The organism is Rhodococcus sp. W8901, assembly GCF_013348805.1.
GTDB lineage: Bacteria > Actinomycetota > Actinomycetes > Mycobacteriales > Mycobacteriaceae > Prescottella.
This window is the reverse complement of record NZ_CP054690.1, coordinates 2,006,396-2,032,673: the sequence shown is the minus strand read 5'-3', so window position 1 is coordinate 2,032,673 and position 26,278 is coordinate 2,006,396. Positions and strand designations below refer to the sequence as shown.

14 protein-coding genes are annotated in these 26,278 nt (G+C 63.6%); 5 read left to right on the top strand and 9 right to left on the bottom strand.

What is annotated here, in order from left to right; genetic code table 11:
- Window positions 1-22: 22 nt before the first annotated feature.
- Window positions 23-1,630, bottom strand: coding sequence for a GTPase (locus tag HUN07_RS09655; RefSeq protein WP_174909378.1), 1,608 nt, complete (start codon window positions 1,628-1,630; stop codon window positions 23-25).
- Entirely contained in the window at window positions 1,627-5,388 is a 3,762-nt protein-coding gene (locus HUN07_RS09650; RefSeq protein ID WP_174909376.1) for a GTPase, read from the bottom strand. Before HUN07_RS09650 ends, HUN07_RS09655 begins: the two co-directional genes overlap by 4 nt.
- Before the next feature lie 267 nt (window positions 5,389-5,655).
- On the opposite strand from HUN07_RS09650, the gene HUN07_RS09645 reads away from it, so the two are divergent.
- On the top strand, window positions 5,656-5,859 hold the full coding sequence (locus HUN07_RS09645) for a hypothetical protein (RefSeq protein WP_174909370.1): 204 nt from the start codon (window positions 5,656-5,658) through the stop codon (window positions 5,857-5,859).
- A 113-nt stretch (window positions 5,860-5,972) separates the two neighbouring features.
- Here HUN07_RS09645 and drmB read toward each other — a convergent pair whose 3' ends face one another.
- The 4 genes from drmB to HUN07_RS09625 all read right to left on the bottom strand — a co-directional run bounded on the left by drmB (window position 5,973) and on the right by HUN07_RS09625 (window position 17,798).
- Window positions 5,973-7,823 (bottom strand): DUF1998 domain-containing protein, encoded by a 1,851-nt coding sequence (drmB, locus tag HUN07_RS09640; RefSeq protein WP_174909368.1) that lies wholly within the window; start codon window positions 7,821-7,823, stop codon window positions 5,973-5,975.
- On the bottom strand, window positions 7,820-10,963 hold the full coding sequence (locus HUN07_RS09635; RefSeq protein ID WP_254622874.1) for a helicase-related protein: 3,144 nt from the start codon (window positions 10,961-10,963) through the stop codon (window positions 7,820-7,822). The genes drmB and HUN07_RS09635 overlap by 4 nt, the downstream gene beginning before the upstream one ends.
- Window positions 10,964-11,058: 95 nt before the next feature.
- On the bottom strand, window positions 11,059-12,975 hold the full coding sequence (locus tag HUN07_RS09630; protein WP_174909364.1) for an ATP-dependent helicase: 1,917 nt from the start codon (window positions 12,973-12,975) through the stop codon (window positions 11,059-11,061).
- Window positions 12,972-17,798, bottom strand: coding sequence for a DEAD/DEAH box helicase (locus HUN07_RS09625; protein ID WP_174909362.1), 4,827 nt, complete (start codon window positions 17,796-17,798; stop codon window positions 12,972-12,974). The genes HUN07_RS09630 and HUN07_RS09625 overlap by 4 nt, the downstream gene beginning before the upstream one ends.
- 364 nt (window positions 17,799-18,162) lie before the next feature.
- Here HUN07_RS09625 and HUN07_RS09620 point away from each other — a divergent pair, with 364 nt between their 5' ends.
- From HUN07_RS09620 to HUN07_RS09610, 3 genes are read left to right on the top strand one after another with little or no spacing between them, the layout of a single operon-like run.
- On the top strand, window positions 18,163-20,259 hold the full coding sequence (locus HUN07_RS09620; RefSeq protein ID WP_174909360.1) for a helix-turn-helix domain-containing protein: 2,097 nt from the start codon (window positions 18,163-18,165) through the stop codon (window positions 20,257-20,259).
- Complete coding sequence (locus tag HUN07_RS09615; RefSeq protein ID WP_174909358.1) at window positions 20,256-21,236, top strand: hypothetical protein; 981 nt, start codon at window positions 20,256-20,258, stop codon at window positions 21,234-21,236. The genes HUN07_RS09620 and HUN07_RS09615 overlap by 4 nt, the downstream gene beginning before the upstream one ends.
- Entirely contained in the window at window positions 21,233-22,129 is an 897-nt protein-coding gene (locus HUN07_RS09610) for a DUF6339 family protein (protein WP_254622873.1), read from the top strand. Before HUN07_RS09615 ends, HUN07_RS09610 begins: the two co-directional genes overlap by 4 nt.
- A gap of 5 nt (window positions 22,130-22,134) precedes the next feature.
- On the opposite strand, the gene HUN07_RS09605 is transcribed toward HUN07_RS09610, so the two are convergent.
- On the bottom strand, window positions 22,135-23,226 hold the full coding sequence (locus HUN07_RS09605; protein ID WP_174914587.1) for a DNA cytosine methyltransferase: 1,092 nt from the start codon (window positions 23,224-23,226) through the stop codon (window positions 22,135-22,137).
- 73 nt (window positions 23,227-23,299) lie between these two features.
- On the bottom strand, window positions 23,300-24,310 hold the full coding sequence (locus tag HUN07_RS09600; protein ID WP_174914585.1) for a DNA cytosine methyltransferase: 1,011 nt from the start codon (window positions 24,308-24,310) through the stop codon (window positions 23,300-23,302).
- Window positions 24,311-24,584: 274 nt separating this feature from the next.
- Here HUN07_RS09600 and HUN07_RS09595 point away from each other — a divergent pair, with 274 nt between their 5' ends.
- Window positions 24,585-25,172, top strand: a complete 588-nt coding sequence (locus HUN07_RS09595) for a T3SS (YopN, CesT) and YbjN peptide-binding chaperone 1 (RefSeq protein ID WP_368077041.1) — start codon at window positions 24,585-24,587, stop codon at window positions 25,170-25,172.
- A 106-nt stretch (window positions 25,173-25,278) separates the two neighbouring features.
- Here HUN07_RS09595 and HUN07_RS09590 read toward each other — a convergent pair whose 3' ends face one another.
- A complete protein-coding gene (locus HUN07_RS09590) occupies window positions 25,279-26,181 on the bottom strand; it encodes a GIY-YIG nuclease family protein (RefSeq protein WP_174909356.1) in 903 nt (300 codons plus the stop codon).
- Window positions 26,182-26,278: the final 97 nt, after the last annotated feature.

Here is a 26,278-nt window from a genome sequence, read left to right as displayed (position 1 = left end):
CGTCCGCGGCCCGCCCGGTCGACTACGAGGAGAGCAGGCTGCGCCCCGACTCGACTGCAGACCTCAGCTGAGCGAGCGCGGAGTGAAGTCCCTCTGCCAGATCGGCCTCTTCCGCTCCGTCCAACTCAGCGATCTTCACACGGGTGTCCATAACGACCCCGTCCCATCCTTCGAGCGCGAGGGCACATGCCTCTGCGCTAAGACGTTCTGCGAGTTCGTCGGCCGCAACCTGCTCTGCGAGTTTGACCGCCTTGTCAACACGGAACTCGTCGACGAGTCCAACGACTTGCACGGCCAGGTTCACCACTACCGGTCCGAGATTGACGGCGATCGCCAGCTTGGAGTCGTCCGTCTGGGCAACCTTGGGGCCTGCCTTCGCAGCAGCCGCCTTGGCAGTGGAGGGAAGCTTTTCGAGTGCGCGCAATGCGCCGAGCAAGATCTCCCCAACCTTTGACACATGCGGCGCGAGGGGCGTTGGGCCAGCGTCAATACGACGCTCAATGCCTGGCCGAACCATCGCGGCAATCTCCTCGAGTCGATCCCATGAGGGCTGGGCCGATCGGCGATCGGCGTCCTTCGCACCGTCCTGCAGCAACCGCTCACACTTCGTTTGGTGCTTCTCGAACCAGTTGCTGATGGCATCGAGTAGGCGCGCGCGTACCTGATTCACGTCACGCGATCCGAGCGCCAGCGATTGCCTGATCGCCCCAGTGACAGTTCCTTTCAACTCCGCGCGGGCAGCACGGTCGATGCTATCGAGGTTGTCCAGGGACTGTTTGTGCCGCAATGACGCCGCATCGGCAACCGCGATCAGCGGCTCCGTTTCGTCGATGTCAGTCTTCAGCGTCTCGAGCAATGCACGCACGGCTCGCCGCCAGTAGCGGTCCTCGGTGGCGGCCCGGAGAGCCGCAAGGTCTCCGGCCGCGATCTGGGCCAGGGACCGCGCGAGTGCGTCCATACCATCCCACTCACGTGTCTCATCCCAGATCTCGGGTACGACATCACGGGACGATCCCGCGTACTGCGCGAAGTCTGGGGACACTACGTGGACCGGGAACTCCGGTGCGAGATGGAGAGATTCACGAAGCTCGCGCACCTTCCGAGCCGCGAGCCGCCGATACTCGCCGAGGTCGTCGTCCGGGTCGGCGCCGGCCTCGTCGAACCTGGAGATCGCGAAGCACAGATTGTCGGAAGTCCACCCGCCACTGATCACATCCAGCAGCGTGTCTCTTTCGCCGGTCGCGAGCTGCGGAGTGATCACAACTAGTGCGACGTCCGTCGTACCGAGGGCGTCCAATGCGAGGGCCGTGTTGGATTCACCACGAACATCGGCGGCTCCTACTGCCAGTCCGGGGGTGTCGCGCAGCATGCATCCCGCCCATTCAACTTCGTTGATGTCGAATGTTTCGTGTCGGGCACTGATGGTCAGCCAATCCGGTACCGCAACACTTTGATCGACGAGAAGTCGCCGGATCAACGAGCTTTTTCCCGTGTCATACGAACCGAGAACGGTGACAACGGGAACCTGGATCGAGCTGAATTCGGCCCATACTTTGGTGTACTCGTCGAAGGACACTCCGCGGGGAAGGTGCTCGATCCACTCGACGGCGCGTTGTGCGAGTGAAGTCATGTGTTGATTCCCCATTTCTCTCTACGCAGTTCCTCGGCGTCGGCGAGGAGGATGTCGATGTCGGCGATCAGGTCGCGGTGTGTCCGCGCGACGGCTTGGAACGCCTCCACTTCGCGCTCGACCTCCTGGCGGCGTTGTGACAGCTCGGCGACGAGGTCACGCAACACTGCTGCCGGACCGTTCGCGGTTTCACCCTCGAGTACGTGGTTTACGACATCCTCAGAGGTGCGTTTGATGAACGCTGCCGCTGCATCGCGTTGACGCTCGCGGTCGTTCGCTGCCATCTCTCCACGGACCATCGCGTATCCGTCGGCGGCAACGTTGACCGCGGCCAGGACCGGTGCAGCCTTACCGATCTTGCCCGCAGCGTTGACGGCACCCCACGGCTTGAACTTCACTCCCACAGCCTTCCCGACCTGGTACACCACGTCGCGCTTCGCAACCATCTTCACCAGCTTCGCGCCGCCGCCGGCCGCATGGCCGACGACCTTCATGCCTTTGACGTCCGCCGCGTTCGCGACCTTCACGCGTTCTTCCTGGGTGTACGCTGACCGCGAGAAGCCCAGGCCTGCGAGTTCACGACCGATGGTCGAGGCGTGGATTCGGTACCAGTCCTCGATATCGCGCTGGGAGTCGACCAAGACCCTGTCGAGGTCAGCTGCGAGGGTGTCGTCCAACCACCAGGAGTTCGCAGTCGACTCGAGGTCGCCCATCTTGCCGGCGTCTACTGCGTGTGAATCGGCGTGAGCCCGGGCCATGTACGGCTCGACCGCGCTCCACACCCGCGCCCTGATGGTTGCGTCGAGGGTGGAGGAATCGGCCACACCGTTGCCGATCGCTTGAAGCACGTTCGCATGCTCCACCGCATGCGCTAATGCGTCGTTCACCACCTCTGAGGCAGTCGCCTTGGCCTGGAGCAGCTCCCCCCAGGCCCTGTCGAGCTGCCCCGCTGCGACACCCGCGCGCACCTGACCAGACGACAGCGACTCGAACATCTGGATCAGTGGCCGCACGCCGTCCCAATCACGGTGATGATCGAAACTGCTACGTACGACGTCTGTCTCGGTCGCGACGTGGCCGTACGGGTCTCCGGCCAGCGTGTGCACCTGCTCGGGCGCGACGAAGATGCCACGGGATGCCAGCGCCGCTATCAACTCCTCCTCCTTCCGAGTCTTCAACAGGAGGAAGTCGCTCGACGCCTCATCCGGTGCCACACCGAGTTCATCCGCACGGTTGATGAGGTAAATCGTCCGTTCAGCCTTCGCTGCATTCTCACTCGATCCATTCACGATCGAGTCGAGTAGGGAGACATCCCCGATCAGGAGGTTGACGTGCAAGACGACAACCACCAGCGCTGCACCCGCAACCACATCGAGTGCACGTCTGGCATGCTCGGTGTTTGAACTCTGAAACCCCGGGGTGTCGATTACCCGAACACTTCCGAGGTCGTAAGCCCTTGTTGCGCCGGTTGCCGCATCCCCACGTATCAGGATGTCCTCGGGTACTTCATCATTCAGCTCGATCAGCAGCCTCTTCACCAGGCTCGACTTGCCTGAGCTGTAGTCACCCATAATGGCGATCGACGGCTTCGAGTCGTCCACCAAGACATCGCGGTGCGAGCACTGAATTGTCAGCGCGTTGTTGTCAAGGAACTGCCCGATTCGGTGGACCATGGACGTGACCGAATCCAGCGAGTCCGGGTTCCATGCCCGGAGAACGGCGCTGCGCAGTTCCCCGCGATCCGCATCCTCTGCAGCGGCCAGTGCCAGGTCGGACTCGCCATGGGCCTGGTCGTGACTATGGTATGCGGACTCACCAATCCAGTCCTCGCCGAGCCACACCTGACGTGCACGCGACGAGCCGGGATCGACATCCGGCGTTGGCTCATCCGACCGGCGAGCGAGGACTTCGGACTGGGCACGAACGAGTACTTCCGCGGCGCCTGTTACCCGAGGAAGCTTGCGGGATTCTTCCGCGAGTCGGTCGGCAAGGCCACCTAACCCGCACCGCTGCCTGTGCAGCGCGAGGACGTCTTTTACTCGGTCTCGGAGAACCGGTGCACCCGCCTCCCAGGCCAACTCACGACACTGTGCCAAGAGGTTCCGCTCGATCTCGTCGAACGTCTGATGCGTTGCCGTTCTCGCCGCACGAATCGCCTCCGCCCGCGCGCGAACTCGGTCAGATTCCCCGCTGGATGCGGCACGGGAGCCCGCCATCTGACCCACCTGCGCCAACGCGCCCAGACCGATGGCGGCAACACCGCCCACCCAGCCGGCCGGGTTCCACGCATTGGCAACGGCCGGGAGCACCACCACACCAGCAGCCGCTCCGGCAGCCAACCCCGCAGCCTGTACTCCCCGCGCAATCTGCTTCTTGACACGCCCGGCGCCACCGCCGAACGACGTCGCTTCCTTCGATAGCGCCACAGCCGGCACGACTTCACCTGTGGCCAATCGTAGCTCGCGCTCGAGAAAACCCGCTGCAGACTTCCACACCTCGATGGCCGCATCGCGAACTTCTGCCTCGACGTACACTGCGTCGGCGAATGCCGTGTCGTCGATGTGCTTGTCCTCGACGAAGACGGTATCGACGAGAGCGTCGGCGCGGCCGAGCGCGGCTTGCCGCGGATGTGCAAGGTGCGCCTTGATCAGGTCGCGAAGGTGGCGGTCGAGTCGACCGTCTGCGCTCGCAGTGAACCGCCGGCCTCGTGACTCCTCCAACTGGGTGAGCGCGTCGGAACCGGTCCGGCCCAACCAGCGGACCCGAGATTCGCCTTCCGGGTAGCCGAGGGTCTCGAGCAGCTTGATAACTTCGGTCTCTACGTATTCACTCCTCTGCGCCACGACGTCTGTCAACGTGGCGAGTTCTGCTGCCTTGCCCTCGAACATGCCCCGGAGACCCTCGTACAGCGCCATTCGCCGAAGCTCTTCTCCCCCTTCCTCGATGGACGCGGCCATGAGGTCCTCGAGAACGGGAAAATTCGACCACCGGAGAAGATAATCGATCCCGTACTTCTCACGGTCGGTAGCAAAGCTGGACGTAGCCGGGCCCTGGAACGGTGTCGACGCACGCGCGAACAGTGCCCGTCGGCTCTGCACCGCGACGATGGGAGTCGCACCAAGTCCAATCATCGCCAGCTCGGTTCGGACGTTACCTACGTGATCACGCACGGCCTTCGACAGCGATTCCCGAACCGTGTCGGCGGGGACCTTGGCGGGATGGCGCCAACGCAGGTTGCGGACGTTGAGGACCGCGACCGCGGGCTTCCCGAACTCCCGGATCCATGCCGCGACTTTGGCAAACTCCGAAGGCTGCTGACTCTGGGTGTCGAAGCAGAGCAGGACGACGTCTGCCACCTCGACAGCGCGGCGGGCGGTAGCCTCGAGCTCCGCCCGCGGCTGGGTGCGGCCCCACCCGTTGATTCCTGGGGTGTCCCACAACGAGCACCCTCGCCAGTCGACCTTGGAGACGTCGGTTGTCCAGTCGCTGTCACCGGGCGACACGTACGACCCGTCCAACTCACCGAACGCGGAGAGAAGGGTGCTCTTCCCGGCCCCTGTCCTGCCAAAGAATGCGATGTTGAAGGTCGACAGTGTCTCGCGTTGCCGATGAAGATGTCCCCGCAGCTCTTCACCGAATCCCCCAGTGATACGCGCAACCGCATCTGCCAAGCCAGACCCTGCCACGAGGATCGGTTCCAGCACCTGGTCGAAGCTGTCGACGAGCGCATCGATCCGAACGTCCAGATCATCGAGCACGCGCTCACCGCTAGCGATCGCACTCGCGACAGCACTCGTCAATGAGCCCGCTGATTCATCCATGTCCAACCTCTCCTGCAACCGCTCCCACCTGAGACAGCTCCTGGTTATAGCCGATGGCTGACATGCGAGCGCCGGTCTCGAACAAACGCGAGCCTCCGAGATCCTCGAAACTCTCAATCAGCGTCACCAACGTGGCACTTGCCTGCAGGGAACTCGGCTGCCCGCCAGCAGCGCATCGAGATCCTCCGCCCACACCAAGTGCACATGCCGACCACGTCGGGCTCGAAGTTTGGCCAGTTGCGCCAGCGCGTCGACCCCTCCGATACGGTCATCGCGAAGCTGGCCGTCGCGGTAGTAGCCGACAACCAGAATTTCTGTGCGCGAGCAGAAGTCGGGATGAAAGGAGGCTCCCTTCCTCTCGAGGAGCGGCCGCAGCCGGTCGCGTGCGATGTGCTCACCGCACAATGACGCATACCCCCGTCGCCGTGATCCCCAGTCCTGCAATCCTGCTGACTCCCGGACAGCCCATCCCTGATTCCTCGCCCCTCTCGTCACGCCGTGCGATACACCGGCCGCCCTCTCTACCGCGCTGACGTGAAGTAGCCCGGGACCTTCCCCGTCTGATCTCCGACCAACATTGCCCGGTCCAAGAAGCCATTGAGGTGTTCGCAGCTCGTTTCCGGAAGCAGCACGCATGCGTGACACGCCGCCTTGTTCACGCTGCCTGCACCGCTGGCCTCCGCCTCCATGCACAGCGGGTCGTTGGAGCACCATTCGGCTCGCGCCAACGCGGCCCGCAGGGTGCGCGCGAGCTTATCGGGCTCGCCCTGCGCCACGATTCCCCCGAGGCTACCGGCGGAGTCGCTGGTGGCCGTGTAGATCAGCACGCCCGCCATATCACCGTCGGCATAGAGCCGCTCCCGCAGCGCCGATGCGGGATACCCGGCGTCGAGACTCCATTCGTTGATCAGCGCGTGGGCGAGAGTGTGCAGCAGGAGCAGTCGGGGGGTCACGTGGGACTCCACAGTCTTGCCGTCCTTGGCCTCTTGTGCGGCACCACGTTCACGAAGCAGCGCATTGTGATTCGCCCGAATGTCTTCACTGCGGTCGATCACGTACTTATCGGACTCCCACTCCGCGAGCCGGTCAGCGTCGAGCCGGAGGAACACCCCTTCACCGCTGACCTCCATCGCCGGCAACCACTCAGGATCATCCTTGGAGCTGATCTGGGCCTGCCGCTGCTCAGCGTCGGCCTCAGTCGGTGCCTCGCCCCGAACGAACGACGACAGCACCCGCACCTCGCGAAGCCGCTTGACGAGCATGCTGTCCCGTAGCCCCAGCTGCAGGATCGGTGTCAGATCACCGTCCGGGGTTTCGCACACGAACGGCTGCCACTCGGCGACGTGTACCTCGGGGCGTCCCCGGACCAACGCCTCGTACTCGTCCCGGCGGAGCTTGGAACCAGCCTTGACGACCGGTACTTCACCGTCCTCCGGTGCCGAGTCGGATTCCTCGAATGCCTTCACGACATTGATTACGTCCTCGACGGACGCGTTCAGCTTCGCCAACAGCCCAGCGCGGTCCTCGAAATACATGCGGACGTAGCCCTCGGGCTTGCCGCCCAACTTGTGCTGTTCGACGAGCGCGTACAACCCTTCCCCCCATGGCGGAATCGACAGGGCACTGTTCATGAGCGGGTGCCACGCAGACGAAGAGCCTCGCTGCATGGCGCGGGGCGGCTGGTCGCAGGACTCGGGTGCCACACCTTTGAGCCAGGGGCGCCGGCCACTACACCCGATACCAAGATCCTTAAGCGCTTTCGAGCGGAATGCACCCTCCATCGACGCCTCGGGAACCCCACAGTCACACCGCACGACCACCGACCGCAGCGACGCCGTGCTGCCGTCCGTGTGAAGCGACAAGCTCCCGCCGCACTTCCCACCTTCCCTGTCAGCGCCGCGGTGAACCCACTTCCAGAATGGGAAGTCCTCGATGTGCCCATGGTTACAGGCAATGACGAAACGGGACGGGACGAGGGCCTCGCAGCACTCGTCGCACTGTGCCTTTCCCTTCTCCGAATTGAATTTGAAGAAGGGCTGCAGTGCCTTGCATTCCGGGCACGAATAGAATTCGGGGAAGCGGTGCACCACCACCCCACCCGTCGCGAGGTCCGGGTCGGGGGCCGGGGGAAGCCGAAACGACTTGACCCCCAGGATCTGTGCAAGCCTGCGCTCGTACACCACCGGGGCCTCGCTCACGTCCCAGGAGTCAAGGCCCGCAACAATGAACGACTCGTTGTCAATCGCAATCATGGAGCCGACCCCGTAGGTGGTGACGAGTTGGGATCGCCGCACCGCACCGGGCTTGCGCGCGACCGGTTGTGCGGGCGTGCCAGCACCACGACGTCGACGCGGATTGTTGGGTGGTGTCATCGCATGGCTCCTGACCGGTTGTGTTCCAAGAACAGGGTCGACTCCGCGTCGACGTCGCGCAGACTCCATAAGGTTCCCCAGCCGGTCGCCTCGTCGGACTCGTCGTCGAACGTGGCCATCAACGCCTTTCTATTGGATCCACGTTTCGTCTCGTAGCAGAGATCCTCGTGGTCGCGCGCCTCATTGAGCCACCACTCGAGGAACTCCGCACAGTGTTCCCCAGTCGCTTCCACCTCTCGCTTGTCGATCTGTCGCACCCGTTCAAGGATGATTGGCACAACCTCGGACTCGATCCTTTCGACGAAGTCGACGATCCGTCCCGCAGCATCGTTGTCCGAAGCGTCGGGAATCATCAGTCGGGTCAATGCCACGATCACCGCGTGCAGGCCGCGGTCGCGTGCCCGCGCAGAGAAGGGAGTGACGCTTGTCGACTCGACTTCTCGGTATAGGGCGGAGTGGAAGCTGGGGAACTTCTCGTAATGCGAGCGATCCCGGGAGCGCGCCGAGTTGAACATGACGGCTACGAGCCCCGGGTGGCGGCGGCCGACGCGACTGGTTGCCTGGATGTACTCGGCCGTCGTTTGTGGCTGCCCCATGACCGCCATCAGTCCCAGACGATCGATGTCGACACCTACCGAGATCATGTTCGTCGCCAGGAGTACGTCGAGGACGTCCCGGTCCGGCAGCTTGACATCGAGCTGCTTGAGGCGGCTCGGGATCTCGCTGGAGCCGGCGCGACTGCTGAGTTCGATCAGCGCGGTCGCAGAGCGGACGCCGCTCACATTGGACTTCCCGAGCAACTCGAGTCGACCCTGCACGTCGTCGAGGACCTGCAACTCAGCCGCGGACAGCAGCCTGAGGCTATTGAAGTAGCCGACCAACGTCCAGTACGCGTCCAACACTGCAGGATCCGCCTCAGTGCTGGCGACCTGGGCGGCGTTGAGCAGCGCCGCGTAGGTACGAACGAGCAGCGTCGCCTGACTCCCGCTGGGGGTGAACAGTCCGACATACCGCCGCGATGCCTTCTCCTCCCGTGGCGTCTCGACCGCGAACCACGAGTCGCGCGAGTCGAGGCCCGCCGGAGGGAATTGGGCGACCTTGCGGTCGAAGAGGGCGCCGACCTGGTCGGACGCACGGCGGATCGTCGCAGTGGACGCAATCACCTTGGGCTGCTTGGCGAGAACGTCGATCGCGGTCTCGTACAGGCCGGTGAGGGTGCCGAGCGGACCCGAGATGAGGTGCAGCTCGTCCTGGACGACCAACTCCGGCGGGGAGACGCCAGCCAGGTCACGATTGAACAGCGCTCCGGTCGCCGGGCGCCAAGGCATCGAGGCAAACTTATCGACGGTCGCGATGACGAGCGTTGGATGGGCGTCGTAAACCGCATCATCAACGAGGTGCGCCGGGATACCGTCGCCGGAGTGGAAGTCGCAGTCCGTGTTCGGGCAGTGCACGAGCATGCGACACAGGTCCATGCGCACGGCGTAGTTCGTTGCGTCCAACCGGTCACCGCACCACGGGCAGCTCTTCAGCTGAACGGGATTCTCTCGCTGCAGCAACTTGTTCGGGTCGTTCCGCAGTTCGTCGAGCTTGACCTCGGCGTTGGAAAGGGCGTTGGGCGTCGCAGACTTGCCTACCCACATGCCGATCGAAATGCGTTCACTACCCAGATCGTTCCGTTCCTCACGGAGTCGCTCCATCGCACAGATCAGCACCGTTGCACGCTCGAACTGCTGCAGTGTCAGCAGTCGGAGCGTGTAGCGCATCAGCACCGTGACACCGGCGCCCTCTTCGCCTCCCCGGAGTCGCCGGAGAAACACCGTGAACGCGATCAACCCCAGGTAAGCCTCGGTCTTGCCACCGCCGGTGGGGAACCACAGCAGGTCCGCGACCTGGCGGTCCTCGTGTTCGGGGTCGACGATTCCCTCGAGGCACAGCAGCACGAACGCGATCTGGAACGGGCGCCAGCGTCCGCTCGTCGTGTCGACATCTCCGGTGCGCCCGTCCTTGATCCACGCACTCCGCCCGCGCTGCCGGGCCATGGCCTCGTTTGCCAGCTGGAACGCCTCGAAGATCTCGGGTCGATCAGTGTCGGCGAGCAGCGCCACGCCGCGGCGCATGCGAGCTAGCGATTCGCGACAGAGCCGGATCTGCTCCCTCGCCACCGTCTCATAGTCGCCGCCCACGAGTTCTGCGGCATCCGCCTTGCGCTCGGCGATCCACGCGTCGTAGCCGTCGAGCAGCTGCGTGAGTGCGGCGACCACCTCGTCACGGTTGCCGCTGCCGAGTCCCGACATTCCGAGTGCCCTGTCTTCGATCTCGGGGTTCGAATCGGTCAGCAGGACCTCGTGGGTGGGCATGAAGTCGGTGCGAATACAGGACACGGCCGCACGGTCGGACAACGGTGTCCGGACAGCGGGAGGCTGCCAGTCCCACGCCACCGAGCATCCGTGCCCGACCGCGAACGACGGCGCGTGTCGATGGAGTAGTCGGCTCAGAGCCTGTTCGTCGTCGACTGCATTAGCGCCGGCAACACGCTCGACGAAGGGGCTGGTCCCGTCTGGCCCCGAGACGAGGATCTCCGGTTGGAAGAAGCAGGACGCGTCCTGGAGGTCGAACTCACCAGTGCGGAAGGTGTTCACGATGGTGACGGTGACCGTGACAATACCGTCGCTGTCAGGCGTGCGGACCAGCGTGCGTAACTCCAGTCCGGGAGACAGCACAACGGGCGCCTGCATCCCCGAAACCGTGAGCTCGATCGGAACTGAGTCGCACTCCAACGGCACCCTCCGCCAACGTTCCCTCTGCTGACCGGTGCTTCTTGCTTCGCTTCGAGTCGGCTCGACGGGCAGTCCGTCCTCGTCCTCGGGCGTGTACCGGGCAGCCTGCACTGTGACGTGGACCGTGCTCGCGATCTCCAACGCCACTCCGAATGTGAGTCCCATCGACGAGGGCTTACGCAGGTTCGTCAGCGCCACGCCCAGATCGCTCTGACCCTGCTCACCATCGTCACCGCGAACGACATCCGGTCCGTCGTCACCGCCGTCCTCTGCTTCGTCGACGGTGGGCGGCGCCTCCCCGACGTGCGGGAAGAGCACGCCCACCAGGTACGCCGTGATGGGCGCGTCGTTCGCGAGCACTTCGTAAGGCCCGTCCTGTGGCCCCAGAAGGTCCGATCGCAGCGCACTGCGGATCTCTGATCTCAGCGCGTAGTGCGCGCTATGGTCGGGCTTGCTCACTCGCCGGCACCGCCTTCCTCAGTCGTGTCACTCCATACGAATTTCCCGAGCCCACACAATCTCGGTGCGATCCAGACTCCTCGGTCGCCAAGTCCACTACGTTCGGAGGCCGCTGCCGAGCCGGCAACCGTCTCCAACACATCGATGCGCAGACCTGTGATCCGCTCCGGCCACCGTCGGACCTCGAAACCACGGTTGATCTTGAGTAGCCGCCACAGGTCACCCCGGAACCGTCCGGACGCCTCACCGATCGGCCTGCCGTCATGGAACAGTCCATAGGGAGGCGTCTCGGTGGGGGACGCCGGCAGGTCGTGCAAGCGCCGTAGTTCCACCTCGTCGTTCAAACGAACACATTCACGGAGGTACCGCTGAGTCTCCACAGGATCAGCGACCGGTTCACGTACACCCGCGGGAGCCTCGCCGCACACGTCAAACTCGGTCGCCTCGATACCGTTCCGAGCCCACCGTTGCCGACCACCCAGGAACCAGCGATCAACGGGGTACGCGTTGTGGGCGGCCTTGCGCATGGTCCATAGCTTCGGGATCTTCATCCGGTACAGGTCATCTCGCGGCCGGGTCATCGCAACGTACAGCAGTCGTGCTTCCGCGGGCGGGTCCGTCTCCCGTGTTCCCTCGGTCGCGATGGGTTCAGGCTCGACGACCAGAACTCGATCGAACTCGAGACCCTTCGCCCGGTGCACTGTCGACAGCACTAGGGGGTGAATAGGATTGGCGGTCAGCTCATCCGGCAACCGTCCCTCCGCAATGGCCCGCCGGAGCGCTTCGACGTCGAGTTGGTTACGAGGGCTCTGTGCGACTCTCCTGAGCGCCCGCCACACCCGGCTCAGGTCGTCGGTCACATCTGGCAATTGTGACACGATCTCGACGAATCGTTCCTCGGTCATTGTGGCGCCGCCGGACGCCTGCAGCAGGTCCGCCACCCAGACCGGCACGGGACGGGACCGTGGCGACCGTTGGATACGGTGCGGCACACCGTAACTGTTCAGCTTTTCCGACAGCCACAGAACCTGACCGTTGTCCCGACACAGTATCGCGGTCGTACCTCCGTGGAACCGCAACGAATCCTGGACGAACTGCTCGCTCAAGTCGCCGAAATCCGGTGCTGTATCCAGTACCGAACAGAGTTCGGCGTGGATTCTCGACGCCCCGGCGTTCGCCGCGGCCGGATCCGTCGGCAGGCTCTGCAGCCGTACACCGAATGGCAAGGCCACCTGTGCCTCGGGTGTCCGGGCTCGGAAGTTGTCATCCAGGGTGACCTCGACAAGGTCGCCAGCGTAGGAGGCGCGAACCCAGTCGAAGAACCGGTTCGTCTCCCCGGCCCGCTCCTCCATGTCCGATACCTGAAACCCGTAGATCGACTGTGCCGCATCTCCGACCACTGTGAAGCCGCAGCTGTCGGAGAAGCAGTCCAGCAGGGCCTCGACCATCTCGCGGCGAACCCCGACGAGGTCTTGCACCTCGTCGATCACGACGTGTGCCGGAGGTCCGTGCTCGAACGACTCGACCACACCCGCGTCGATCGCCGCGATCGCCATCTGGATCCGGTCGTCGAAGCTGATCCCGGCGAGGTCGTCCCGGTGCGGGTCCATCTGACGGAGGAGGGCCAGGGCCCATCCGTCGAACGTCTGCGCGCGTACCCGACGCGCAGTGACGGCCAGGCGGTCGACTCGATCACGCAGTTCCCGAACCGCCGCCCGCGAGAAGCTGAGCACCAGGATCTCCGCGGCCTCCAGCTCTTCGACCCTCGTCAGGTGTTCGAGCCGATAGGTCAGGGTGGTGGTCTTTCCGGCGCCCGCCCCGGCGGTCACGAGGGTCCGCCCATCCCAGGGCTGCTCGACTACCTTGAGCTGCCTTGGGGTGAGGGTGAGGTCTCCCACCGTGACGGTATTCATCGCTTGTCTTCCTGCCACAGGTACTCGAACTCGGTGAACGCGAGACTGTTGTCGAAGTTGGTGATGTTGTCGCGAACATCGAGGATCAGGCAACTGTCCTTGCCGCCGTTTTTAACACCACGCAGCCCACGCCCGACCATCTGCTGGTACGCGTTCGCACTGTAGACAGGACGAGCGATCAAGACGGCCCGGGTTGCTGGCGCATCGAACCCCTGCGACAAGACGCCATAGTTGGTGATTACTCGGATTTCGCGCCTACGGAACGCGTCGATTCGCTGGCGACGATCTGCCGCGGAGGTCGCCGAGTCGATAGCGACTGACCGGATACCTCGGTCGCTCAGCTGAGCAGCGAGCAGCTTTGCATGTTCGACCGAGGTTGCGAATACCAGCACAGGCCAGTCTGACGGCATGTCTGCGATCTCCCCGATGAGGAGCTTGTTGCGCGCTACGTCTTCTGCAAGTCGACGCTCCGCACTCTTCGGCAGGAATTGAAATCCGCTTACCTTATCCAACTTCGACATCTCAGCCAGTTCGTGGTCCTGCAACGTCATGTTCATACCAGTGAGCTCTCGATGCTCAACCTTGGAAAGAATCCCCAGTTCCTGGAGCATTGCGATCGGCTTGTCACCAAGCACACCGTCGTCCAGCCTCCGGTCACCGAATCGTTGTGCCAGACGGCGAGTCTTGTCCACGCTGTTCCGGAAAGGCGTCGCTGTCAACCCAACGAGGTGCCGGGACGTCCGGTGGTGTGTTAGACCCATCAACTCGAGAATCTTCGTGTACTGGGGGGTGATGGCTTCGTGTGCCTCGTCAACGATCACCAGGGCCGCATGCCGCAACCACAGGTACTCCTCCGCATTCAAGGAGGCCCTAAGTTGAGCGTCCGTCGCAACGACCAGATGGGGCCTTCCATCCACCGGCGTCGCTGAATTGCCTGTCCACAGCCGGTCGATGACTAGCGGACACTCTGCTCCGACCTTCTCCCACACGAACTTCCACGACTGCACCGCCTGCTCGCACAGTTCAGTTGTCTGTGCGATCCAGAGGATTGGGCCTGCTGGCACGCCCGACTCACGGATCCACCGGATCACGCCCTCGGCCGCGACGCGCGTCTTTCCGGCGCCCGTCGGGAGGCTCAGCATGGCGCGCTGGGGAAGCTCGCTGCACAGGAGGTCGACGAACCGTCCGGCGATCTGCTCCTGATACGGGTGTAGCGACGGGAAGTCCGTCGGACCAGAGACCTCCTCTCGCTCGGGTGGCGGCGAGATTCGTGTTCCGGCAAACGAATCCGGAAACTTGAGACTGGTGACGAACCTCAAGGCGGCCGAAGCGCCGTCGAAGCGAGCCGGCGCATCGGGGAACCCTGCCCGAATCTCTTTCGCGTACACCCGCAACACCCCGTCGTCATGGGCGTTGTATGCCAGTTCTCCCAACCTCCGCGTATCGAGCTTCCGTCCTGACTCTCGAATCTCGTTTTCCACAAGTCCGCTTGGGAGGCCCTGACGGAGTTCGTCTTCGCTAAGCATGAGCGCAAGCTTCTCGGGAATCGTCAACGCGAGCTGGATCGCGATGATCCGTTCGTTGAATGCCCGATCTTCAAGATCCTTGCGATGCGCCTCGATAACCATCCGGCATTGTGCGGCTCCGAGACCGAATCCGAACTCCCGATCCGCGAGAATCAGAGCCTGCTCTCCGCTGACCTCCGCGGGAATCAGCACCGTGTTGTCCTCACGGGCGCTTGCAAGCGCGGTCAGTCGGGTGCCATTTGGCGTCCGGATCACCTCTTCCAACTCACTGCATCGCTGTATCAGCAAACCGCTGAGCTGCCCCATCGAGATCCGTCGCCGAAGGGACGGATACTCGTCGGACAACGCCGCAGGCGGTCCAGCCGGTACTGACCGGACTCGCTTCTCGATGACGTCCTCGATCGTGAGCATCCCCCACTGCCCGATCATCACCTCAGCCTGCTCGGCATCCGCCGGCCGGTCGACAAGAAGCGCAGGGTGGTTCTCTCGGATCAGCTCCTCGTACTCGGCACGGGTCTTCGCGACGGCGATCTCACCATCCTCGCGGAGTTCCCATCTATCACCGACTCGACAACGGACTGCTTCCTCTTCGAACACGAGGTCGTACGCAACTCGAATGAGCAATGCATAGGTCCGTCCGACAAACGCATCGTCGGTGCTCACCTTGACTGCCTCGATCAAGTCCTTCCAGCGCACCGGAGTCACTTCTTCGACACTGGTCGGAAGGCGCAGCTTCTGCGCCTTCGACGGGCTGATCTCCGCCACGGGTAGAACCGCGGCATACTCGCTGAGCTGAGGGCCTACCGCCTCCCCGATAGGCCGAAGACCCTTCGACGTCATCACAGATCCATAGGTCCCGAGAAGCCATCGGATCGGCGAGATGATCTGTGCGCGTGTGTTCGCGGAATGACCGATCTGCCGTGTCCAGTTCTCTATCAAACCCTCGTCCGGAATCGCTGCGAGAAATGCTGCGCGACCTTCCTCCGACAGCTGTTTGAACAAGTGGAGAGGCCCGGCCATCACGCCACCGTCCAGCTTCATCGTCGTGATCATGATGCGACTGCGGGTAGCGCTCAACGTGGAGCAGTATTGGTCGTACATATCCTTTCGGTAGACTTCAAACCATCCATCCTGGTCAGGCTTGTACGACGCATCTGGCCGGTCGGATACTCCAAAGCTGCGGAGGATCGACCGATCGTCGGCGTGGAAGTTCAAGTCGACGGTGACGTGACCGTCGCGGGAACCGTCGGCCGGCACCACCGGGCCTGGCAGCATGCACGCCTTCAGTGGTACGAAGCGTCCCGTAATCGTCTTGACGTGCAACGTCGTTGCCAGGTCACCGACGCGCGCTCGGATGGCACCTGCCTGGACCGGACCTCCTGCGCTCTTGAGTAGTTCCCAAAACCGTGCCCAGGACTCATCGGTGTAGCCTTCGAACCCTTGGTCCAGGACGCTGTGAAAGCGACCTTCGGTGTCGGACTCGCGGATACCCAACCGGTCCAGCAGCGGCACCATCTCGAGGTCACCAGAGATACGCTCGTCGACGTAAACGAGGTCGTCGCGGAGACCGTCGTCGCCGGAGCGGCGAAAGACTGTCCCCGCAACCGGTGCGACCAGTGCACCGGACTCCGTCCGGACGATCCGCGCATTGCGTGCGTCAGCAGCCTCTGCGGCATTGCTGGAGCCCGCAAGATCATGCACTAGTAGGTGATCAAGCACGCGAATCGCCGCCGCGGATGCTTCCGTCGAGCCGTCCTCGACAAGCGCTTCGAGCCAGTCGCGCACCGACTCAGACTCTTTACAGGAAGCCGCCGCCAGGATGTGGTTCATCTTTCCGCGGCGGACGCCTGAGCCTTCGACCGAGTGATGCACCCAGTTGTCCGGTCGCCCCGGGTACTCGCGCCACAGCGCGAGAGCCTCTGACGACAATTTTTCTCGGTGGATGCGTAGCTCGGTCGGCAGGCGCAGCACACCCTTCTGGTCAGGCAGCGAGGGGCTCTTGGCAGCCAGCGACCAGACCTGTTCGGTGAGGTACTTACACGCCCAGTTCGGAGACTCCCGGGGTCGTCCGGGTAGCAGCGGCAGGTACGCGGCAGGATCCTCGGAGACCGCCAGGTCGTCGAGCGAACCGATCACAAGCCTCGCGGCCACATCGAGCAGTTCCCAGTTGAGTCTGCTGCTATCCAGCAGGTTCTGACGGTCCTCGTTGGTCTTCCACGCCGCATTCAGTGCGCCACTCAGCGTCGTCGGATACTTGGTCGGGAAGAACGACCAGAAGGTACCGCGATCGATTGGGATGGTCAGGTGGCCGGAGTCTTCCGCCACCGTGTAGCTCGGTACCGCCCACGAAATATCGATGGTCACGCGATCGTGCAGCTCGCCTGCGCCACTGCGGGCTTCGTCGCTGACCCGGTGAGGGATCGTGAACACCCGGTAACCCTCGGAGGTGGCCTTGGCCCCGGTTCGGGACTGGTGAATCGTGCGGATGTCACCGTTCTGTCCCACCTGGATCTCGCGGCGAACGATCGGCATCTCGCGGCGGTCCTCCAACACCACGCTTCCGACGTGCGGTGAGAAGAGCTGGAACAAGTGAGGGAACTCGTCCTGCTTCGCAGCATCACCACGGGTCTTCGAGCTCTGCTGGATGTCGCCACCGAGCAGCGCCGCCGCACCGGGCAGCAACGGCAAGCGAACCACCGTGCTCGCCCAACCCATCATCGTGTCGAGAATCGGATCGCGGGAACATTCGAACTCGACATCGAGCGGACGAGCCAAACGAAGAACGGGTGTCTCGCCAACGGACTCGACGGAGGGCTCCCCTCGCTTCGCCTTCGCCGCGTTGACCGCGGCAAGGATCTCCCCAGCCGACCAGTCAGCGTCGAATCCGAACGATCCTGTCTTACTGAAGAACTGCGGGGTCAGGGTCACCGAGAGCACGGACTTCACTCCGACCCCGAATCGGCCGATCTGTCCGCCGCGCTTCTTCGACACACCCATGCGGAGGATGGTGTCAGCCCCTTCCGGAGTCATCGGCGATCCCTCGTTGGCGCAGTGCAGATACTCCTCGGTCAGGACAACATGGATCCTGCCGCCACGATGCTCCTCCGCGCGCAGCTCGTCTGCTGCGTTCTGCACGAGCTCGAACAGCTGCCGGTCTCCGTAGCCGCCTTGATGAATCCGGCGCTCACCGTTCGCGTCCTCTTCGATGCGGTCCGGATTGAATGCATACGTGCCGAGGGCTCGCTCGGACAGCTCTGCAATGGTCTGCAGCACAGCGCTGGAGTCTGAGTCGATCATGAGCTATTTGATTCCTTGAGGGGTCGAGATTGTGCGGGGTTGGCAACTGACCGTCGATTGCGCAGCAATCCCACTGACCGGGAGTTGATCCGTCAGTGGAGCCACCGCTTCGGCAGTCGGACTACGTCCGAACAGCAAGCAACACACCGCCCCTCCCTCACACATCGTGATAATTACCAGGCGCTGGGCGCACGGATCCGCCCCCCCCCTGTGTCGAACATTGTGCACCCGCCCACCGACAAATCTCCGAAAACGACCTAATCGACACGCACCGCCATTTGACGGAATCGATTCCGTCAAATCTCAGCTGCTACGCTCCCGCCGAGCATTGCCAGCTGTGACGCCCCCAGAGAGAGCGACTTAGATGACCTCGGAACAAGAGGAGTTCGGGCCTTGGCTCGGTCGCCAACTACGCCGCAGCGGCCTATCGCAGGCCCAACTTGCAGAGGAACTCGGACTGACCCGCGCTGCAGTCTCGGCGTGGATTACTGGCCGAGCCGAGCCAAGAGACGAGATGAAAGCCAACATCGCCACCGCATTGGGCACTGATCCGTCTTCAGTCGTGGAACGCACCGTGGACGTCGCCACCAACCTTCCTCTCCAGTGGCACCACCGCCCCGCTCACTCGGACGGCGGCCGCGAGTACGGCAATGCCGCGGCATTCGCTTTCCACGCGGACCTGTCCGTCCTCGCCCGCGAGGCCACGCAGAACTCGCTCGACGAGCGCCTCGACGCCACTGCCCCCGTTCGGGTCCACTACACGTTGCACGAACTGACGGGCGGCCATCTGAAATCCTTCTTGGCAGCCATCCACTGGGACAGCCTGATTCCACACCTCGACAGCGCCGCATCCGCGGAACAGAAGGTCTCGCGCAGTCTCCGCGCCGCGCTGGCCGACCTCGCCGAACGTGAATCGCTCATGCTGCTGCGCATCGACGACTTCAACGCATCGGGCCTGAACGGACCCGACTACGACGACGGGAACTTCTCCGCCGTCGTCCGTCGACTACTCGACAGTCACAAGCAGTCCGCCGGCCGCGCGGGCGGGTCGTACGGGCTCGGAAAGGCAACCCTCTGGGCTACAAGCAAATTCGGGCTCGTCCTCATCAACTCCACTCTGTCCGAACCCCATGAGGGGCGCACTGATCGGCGCGTCATCGGGCGCCTCGACCTGCCCTGGCACGAAGTCGACGGAGCCGCCTACGCCGGGCCGGCCTGGTTCGGCGAGCCCGAAACCGACCCCACCCACCGAGGGGTCTCCCGGTCCTGGTGGGCCACCGAAGAAGCGGTACGAGACCTGCACCTGAATCGCGATTCCAGCGATCCGGGCACCTCCTTCCTCATCGTCGGGGCGCACGACGCGTCAGGCGATGCGGAAACCCTCGAAGAGATGCACGAGAAGCTCGTACAGTCCCTGGCCGACGGGTTCTGGGCGGCGATGGTCGGCGGCAAGTCCCAGAACCCGCTGATGCAAGCCCATGTCACTACACTCAGAAACAACGAAGTTGTCGTCTCCGAGGAGCGCGTCGACCCCCACAAGTTCCATCCGGCGCTGAGTCGAGCGCTGCGGGCCTATCTCGACGACGAGACGGTCGACCAGCTGACCGCGGCCGAGCAGGTTGCCCGCGCTTCTGTACCACTCATCGTGACGGCACGCAGAGGCGCGAGAAGCGGCAAGAGCAAAGGGCTGCAGCATGATTCGGTTCTTCTCGTGACTCCCGCCGCGGATACAGCCATCACCACCAACCGTGTCGTCTGCATGCGCGGAAACCGGATGACGATCGTGGAGCATCGGCCGCGTGAAGTTCCGCTCGGCACTCCCCCGTTCCAGGCCGTACTTCTCGCCGGCTATGCCACCGGCCGAGACGACGAGGACGTCGCTCTGGCGGAGGCATTCCTCCGCGCATCGGAACCACCCGAGCACGATAAGTGGGACCGAACCGAGGAACTCACGTCGTCGTACGAGAAGGGCGCGCTAGCTCGACTCAAGGAGTTCCGCACCGAGATCGACAAGGCCGTCCGTAACCTTGTCGGCCAACGCGAGGTCGACAGGACTCAGGGTCCGAAGGTGCTGCGTGAGCTTCTCCGACTGGACACAACTTCACGGTCCGGCAACCGCAATACGCTCGGTGCGCCGTCCGTCCGACACGTGCAGGGCCGAGTAGACGACACCGGCGCCTGGTCCGTCACCGTCACCGTCAAGACTCCCGAGTCCGACGACCCGTGGCTTCTGACGCCCGTCGCGAAGTTCGACGTGCGCTCGGGCGGACGTCCAACCGTTCGCTGGTCGGAACTGACTGCGATGGAAGGGTGCCGTGTCGTCGGCGAGAACCTCGTGATCGATGCCGGTGTCCGGCAGGCCGTCTTCGTAGGGGTCACAGACCCGTCGACACACCCGGTGAAGGGCAATCTCGCCCGGATGCTGGTGGAGGTCCCGAAGGCCCGCGGAGGCGCCGAATGAGACCCGTCTATGCCTACCCAACCCTGATCGGGGACGTGGATCTCAACGTGGTGTCCGTCGCCATCGACGGACACGAACTGCACTACAGCAAGGTCTCCAAACCGGAACACACCGTCGCCCTCCACGAGACGGAGCGGGCCCACTGGGAGACCGCGCGCCTGAATCTGCGGGCGACAGTGCCCGAACGGGAACTCGCCGACGGCGACTGGACAAACGTGTCCTGCCTCGCCGTTCTCACCGAGAAGTCCACCAATGCCCGCACCACCGCAAGGTTGACGCGCGGGCCGGGTGGCGTCTGGACCGGAGCCATCGAGCTGTCTCACGCGCGGCATGCTCGCCGTGCCAGTCTCGCGCTCACCGTGACAGCAGACATCGACGGCGTCCCCTGTCGCATCATCGGCGGAACGGAACAAGACTGGTTCATCGACATCACGTCATCCAAGCCCGTTCGACAACGTGACGTCGACATCGTCGAGGAGGACTTCCGCGACGGCCCGATCGAGTGGTTGAAGCCTTACAAGGACTCCGCCTGGATCGTCGACACGTCCGCCGATATCCCTCGCGTCTACCTCAATACCACCGCGGTCGAGGGACTGGTCGACCTGCTGAACAGCAGTTCGGGGTCCAGCGAGGCGAAGGTGCTTCGCGAAATGGCCGCCAGTCAGATCGCCCAGGACGCATGGACGGCCATGTTCCACTCGGCTGTGAGCAACCTGGAATCCGACGATGACGGCACGCCCCAGATGCCCGGAGGGTGGCGAGAAGCTGTCCTGAGAACGATGCTGCCCGACGTGATTCCCGACCGACAACTCACTGATGCGCTGTACGAAATCGAACGTCAGCGAGGTGATGGGGTCGGATGGTCCGAGATCCAGACTCGGATCCAGTATGCCGCAGGCAAGCGGAGCCAACTCACCAGGAAGCTCACCGTCGCCGTGCGCTCCGTTCACCAGTCCGACGATAGGAGTCAGCGGTGACACGAAACGTTGAGGTCCCCAAAATGCTTGGGCTGCTACCCAGTTCATCGGTCACCAAGCATCTTGGGCGCGGAGTGCAGACCGGGGTCGAGCGTCCTCCGATCGCCACCCTAACCAAGTCGTCGACGATGAAGGACGAATCCGAGTCGCGATGGCGGACCCAACCCGTACGGGAATTGCTCGACGAGGCGATGAATCGGTTCGAGGGCAAACGGGCCGCCGCGGACGGCTGGCTTGCACCACGACTGCATGCGACCCTTCGAATGACTCGAAGCGAGGCCGCCAACGACGAACTGTGGAATTTCCTTGCGTTGGTGGTTGCCCCGGACTACGTCGTGTGGCGCCACAAGGGTGCGAGCGTGGCAACGCCGGCCCGATTCAGCGGCGCGCACTACACACAGGCCTTCTCTCGGCTTTGGTGGGCGGCTGAACTTTTCAGAGACGGCAGCGACTACGGCCCGGTCGAGGTCGCGTGCCGCATCCAGGACATCCTCAACACAACGATGCGATTGGATGTCATCGACCACCGTCCGACCGCCATGGCCGTTCTCCGCATTGTGCGGCGGCTGATCGCCGAGGACACGTCGCACGTAGGCGACTATGTCAACGCGCTCTCATCTGCTGTCAACACGGCGGGCAGCACGCTCCTCTACGACGTCATGGCACCCGATGCACCCGCCGACGACGAAGCCCTGCAATCCTGGATCGACGAGGCCGAGAACATGGCGCCCGTGCTGTGGGGGATCCTCCCCGATGGCCCCGATGACGGCGAGGTCAGACCCGATTCTGTCAACGAGCTCGTCCCTCTGTTCGAGAAGCTCCTCGAGGATGCGCCGCGACGAGCACGGTCACGCCACTCGGTCGACAGCGATAGCGATGACGAGTCCGTCTGATCTGGTCAGACGGACTTCTGCTGGACGCGCACTCCCGACTTGCTCTCGAACCATGAGGACGCCACGGCCGCATCCAAGAACTCGGCGTCGATATCGAGATCAAGCGCCGCGGCCAGGACATACGCCGCCAAACGCGGAGGAATCGCATTTCCAATCTGCTGGGCAACTGCACTACCCGACCACGGATAGTCACCGGGGAATGTCTGCAGTCGACCCGCTTCGGAATACGAGAAGCGCTCGAGCTCGACGTCACCGTGCGTCACCACTCGGTTCCTGGAAATCTTCCCCGTCACGGTGGCGGCCGGCTCGTGTGAAGTGCGTCGACCGCGCGCCTTGGGATCACCACCGGAACCGTAGTTCGAGATGACCACGAACGGGTCCGGCCGGCCGAGGGCGTCACCCATCGTCTTCCACGGGAGGAGTCGGGCATCACCCGCCGTTCTCTCGACACCCTTGCGATATCCGCGGTGGGTCGGCCGCGGAAGGTTCGGAGTGTGGTGACGGTTGGCGACGAGAATTGCTCGACGCCGGGTCTGCGGCACGCCAAATTCCTCGGTCCTCAGCACCCCACAATCGACCTTGTATCCGAGGCCTTCCAGCGCCTCACCGACCGCCTCCCACACCGGCAAGACTGCCGGAACCTGCTCAAGCACAACAGCGTCATAGGGCAGTCCGACCTCGTGAGCTTCGATGACCCACCGCAGCGGCTCCAGAACGAGGCCAGTACGCTCGTCGTCGAGCTGAGCAACGCTCGATTCGATATCAATTCCCGCCGCCATCTGCTTGACGAAGAAGAGCACATCGTCGAGTGCGCGGCGCCCCGCCCCCGAGCCCGCCATGGTGTACGTCTGGCACGGGGGACCGCCCGCCAGGACGGTTGCTTCAGGAAAGTGGGTGGGACCCAGGCTACGCACGTCAGCCTGCTCTGTACCCAGGCCTGCTGCGCGGCGCGTACTGCAGGCGTCGCTGTCCCACTCCACACCGTGCACCGCAAGTCCGAGCCAATGAGCCGCGACATCCAGGCCACCGGGACCGGCGAAGAGATCCACGATGCTCGGAGCCCGAGAACCCGCGGATTGAGACAGTGCTGACGTCATGGAGCTGGAGCCTATTACGTCGGTGTGACACCAAACTGGAGGCGGGCCGCGACCGATCCTTCGCCGCACGGTGCTATGAGAGTGTCTTCCGGATCGCCGATCCCAGCATCCTCGCTAGCGGCGGCGGCATCGCGTTCCCGACCTGCCGGTACCGCGCTGTCTTCCGGCCTGCAATGTTCCAGCTCGACGGGAATCCTTGCAGGATCGCTGCCTGATCTACGGTGAGTTTCACCAACCCGTCGCGTCCCCCATCTGGAATCCACACGAAGTCCGATCCGGGAACCCTGTCAGCCACGGTTCCGGCGTCGACACCCATCCGCGCCCACGCGGTCTTGGATCCAGTGGGCCCGAGATCGGGACCTCCCCGCTCCCACGATCCCCCGACCAACGTCGGAGCAAGACGGTTCGCCTGCGCAGCCCACTCGACCGCCTCGCTCCAGCCACCGGCAGACATCGACTCGTACAGGACGTTTCCAACAGTGAGGTCTGCATCGATCCGTGGTGCGGGGACTTCGAAGGACTCTGCCCCGTTCTCCTTGAATGCAACCAGGATCCCGTGCTTGCGGTCCTGCGGTACGCCGTAGTCCGCTGCATTCACGACCAACCACCGCAAGGTGTAGCCGAGATGGGTCAATTCGTCTTCGACATACTCGCGCAGCGGAGCGTACTTAGAGCTCGTTACAAGATCAGGGACGTTGTCGATGAGGATTGCTCTCGGCTGAACGCCATAGGCGAGCATGACGGTGGCCTTGACTAGTCCGAGTTCGCTGCCATCGTCCCGAGTTCGCGAGACCGCGGCTGTCGCCTTCAACCGTGGCAATCCGGCCACCAGCAGATCGACATCGTAGACGTGCTGAGCGTCGATCGGATCGAACTCGAGAAGGTCCCCTTCGAACACGTCCCAATCCGGGCGGTTCATGCGAAGTGTTTGGCACGCGACTGAGCGATTGTCGAGCAAAAGCAGTGGGTCGAACCCCGCCTGCTCCAGTCCTAGTGCGAGTCCACCCGCGCCAGCGCAGACTTCGAGCGAGGTGAGGCGGGTTCCGCTGACCTCTGGGGCGTCACTGTGATCTGTCACCGACATCATTCCTCGTGCGCCATTCTGATCTAACCCACCCCAGTCACGTTCGAAGACCCCGCTACCTGCCGTTGAAAGTGGCAGGCCAAGATCACCCTACGACAACACCGGTGAGGCGAATGCGTTCCGCCGTTGCCCGGCATGGTTCCTGTACTCGGGATTCCAGGTCGAGTACTCATCCTCTTTCGGCGTCGAGGTAGCCCCGCGATACCGTGGACACCCACCGAACACCGACTTTGCAGCGCCCGAACCGTAGATCCGGCCGGCGCCGGACAGGGGAATGATGACCGAGCACGACACCACCGAACAGCCGCTCCAGCTCGACGGCGCCTTCGCGATCGCGACGGAGGAGCAGGCGCAGCTGCACAGCCTGTCCGTGCGGACGCTCACCGAACTGCTGGGCAGCGCCCCGGAGACCGACGAGGACGGCGACATCGCGATCTCGGTCCACGGCTTCGGCGTCTACGTCACCGTCGCGGAGGACGGCCCGCAGCTGCACGTGTGGTCCTCGATCGTCACCGAGATCGCCGACCGCGCGAAGGCCGTCGAACAGCTGGTCGAGCTGTCCACGGAGTGGCCGCGTCTGCGCTTCACCCTCGAGGACGAGCACCTGCTGGTCTCGACGGTCCTCGACGCCGACCCGTTCGCGCCGCAGCACCTGATCAACCTCGTCGACGAGATCCACGAGTTCACCCACGAGCTCGACGACGATTTCGCGGCGAAGTTCGGCGGCAGCCTCGACTGCGATGCCGACGACGACTCCTACGCGGGCGGTTGCGGTGGTTGCGGTGACGACTGCGCCTGCGGTGACGGACACGACGCTGGGCACCTCGGCGACACGATCCCGGTCGGCCAGCCGAACAACTGACCAACCGCCAGCACGCGGGTACTTAGCTTCCGAGCTACTTGCCCGCGTGCTGCGAGCAGGCCTTTATATGAGAGACTGCGCGGTCCGCCCGACCGGTACTTTCTCCTCAGTTGTGAGGCCAGTACCGGAACTGACTCTGATCGCCTCGCTTCTTCGGGGGAACCCGATGACCGTGCGGACCCACGACCCGATTGAACAGGTTCCCTGACGTCACCGGTTCGACGCGGAATCCGGAGCGCTGCGTCGGGGCACCCTTGGCTGTCACAGTAGGAATTGTCTCGGCTGAACCTTCGACAATGCGGAAGAGCCCGCGAGTGACGCCCTCATGTACGGCCACCAGATGCTCGATCCCCTTCGCCTTCACGTTGTCGGGGTTAAGCGTCCACCAGCAGCACACCGAATGCCCCAGCCGTTCGATCTCTTCGTCGAGGACCTTCTTATCCCTCCATGCCGGGTGAAATCCGTGACCGACGCGCACCACACCGCCTGGGCACTCTTCCTCTGCATCGATCCACCCGTTGAGGGTGATGAGCAACAGTGGCTCCTGGGCTGCGAGATCGGGCGCAGCTAACTGGTCCACAATGTCGCAGAGGCGACTGATGCCGCTGTCACTCTTCGCCCCACGCACTTTGTTGGTGAGTGGCGTTCCGCCGCTCAACGATGTCGGGCGTGAGCCTGCGGACAGGGGCGCAATCGCGAATGTGAGCAGCAGATCGATTACGGCCGCCTCGACGTGCCCATACTCTGCAATCGACATTCCGCGGCGAAGGATCCAGATATCGACCTCGAGGCCTGCCGCCTCGATCTCGTTGATCCTGACAAGTTTCGCCTTCTCAGCCGGTGTTTCCTCATCCACCGACAACGCCCGCGCGGCCCAGCCGTGATGGAGCACCCGGTCCCGCGTGCCCTTACCCACATAGAATGGGACTCCCCCGCGGGGATCCACGAGCGCATACACATAACGCCCCAAATAGTCGGCGATCTCCGGTGCAAGCTCTTCGTCTACCACTTTCCCCCCTGATTCGATTGCGCCTGAGTATCCCCGATGCGACAAACGGGGACTAGCCTCTCGTGTCGGGGATTGTTGCGGCACTTGAATCGAACGG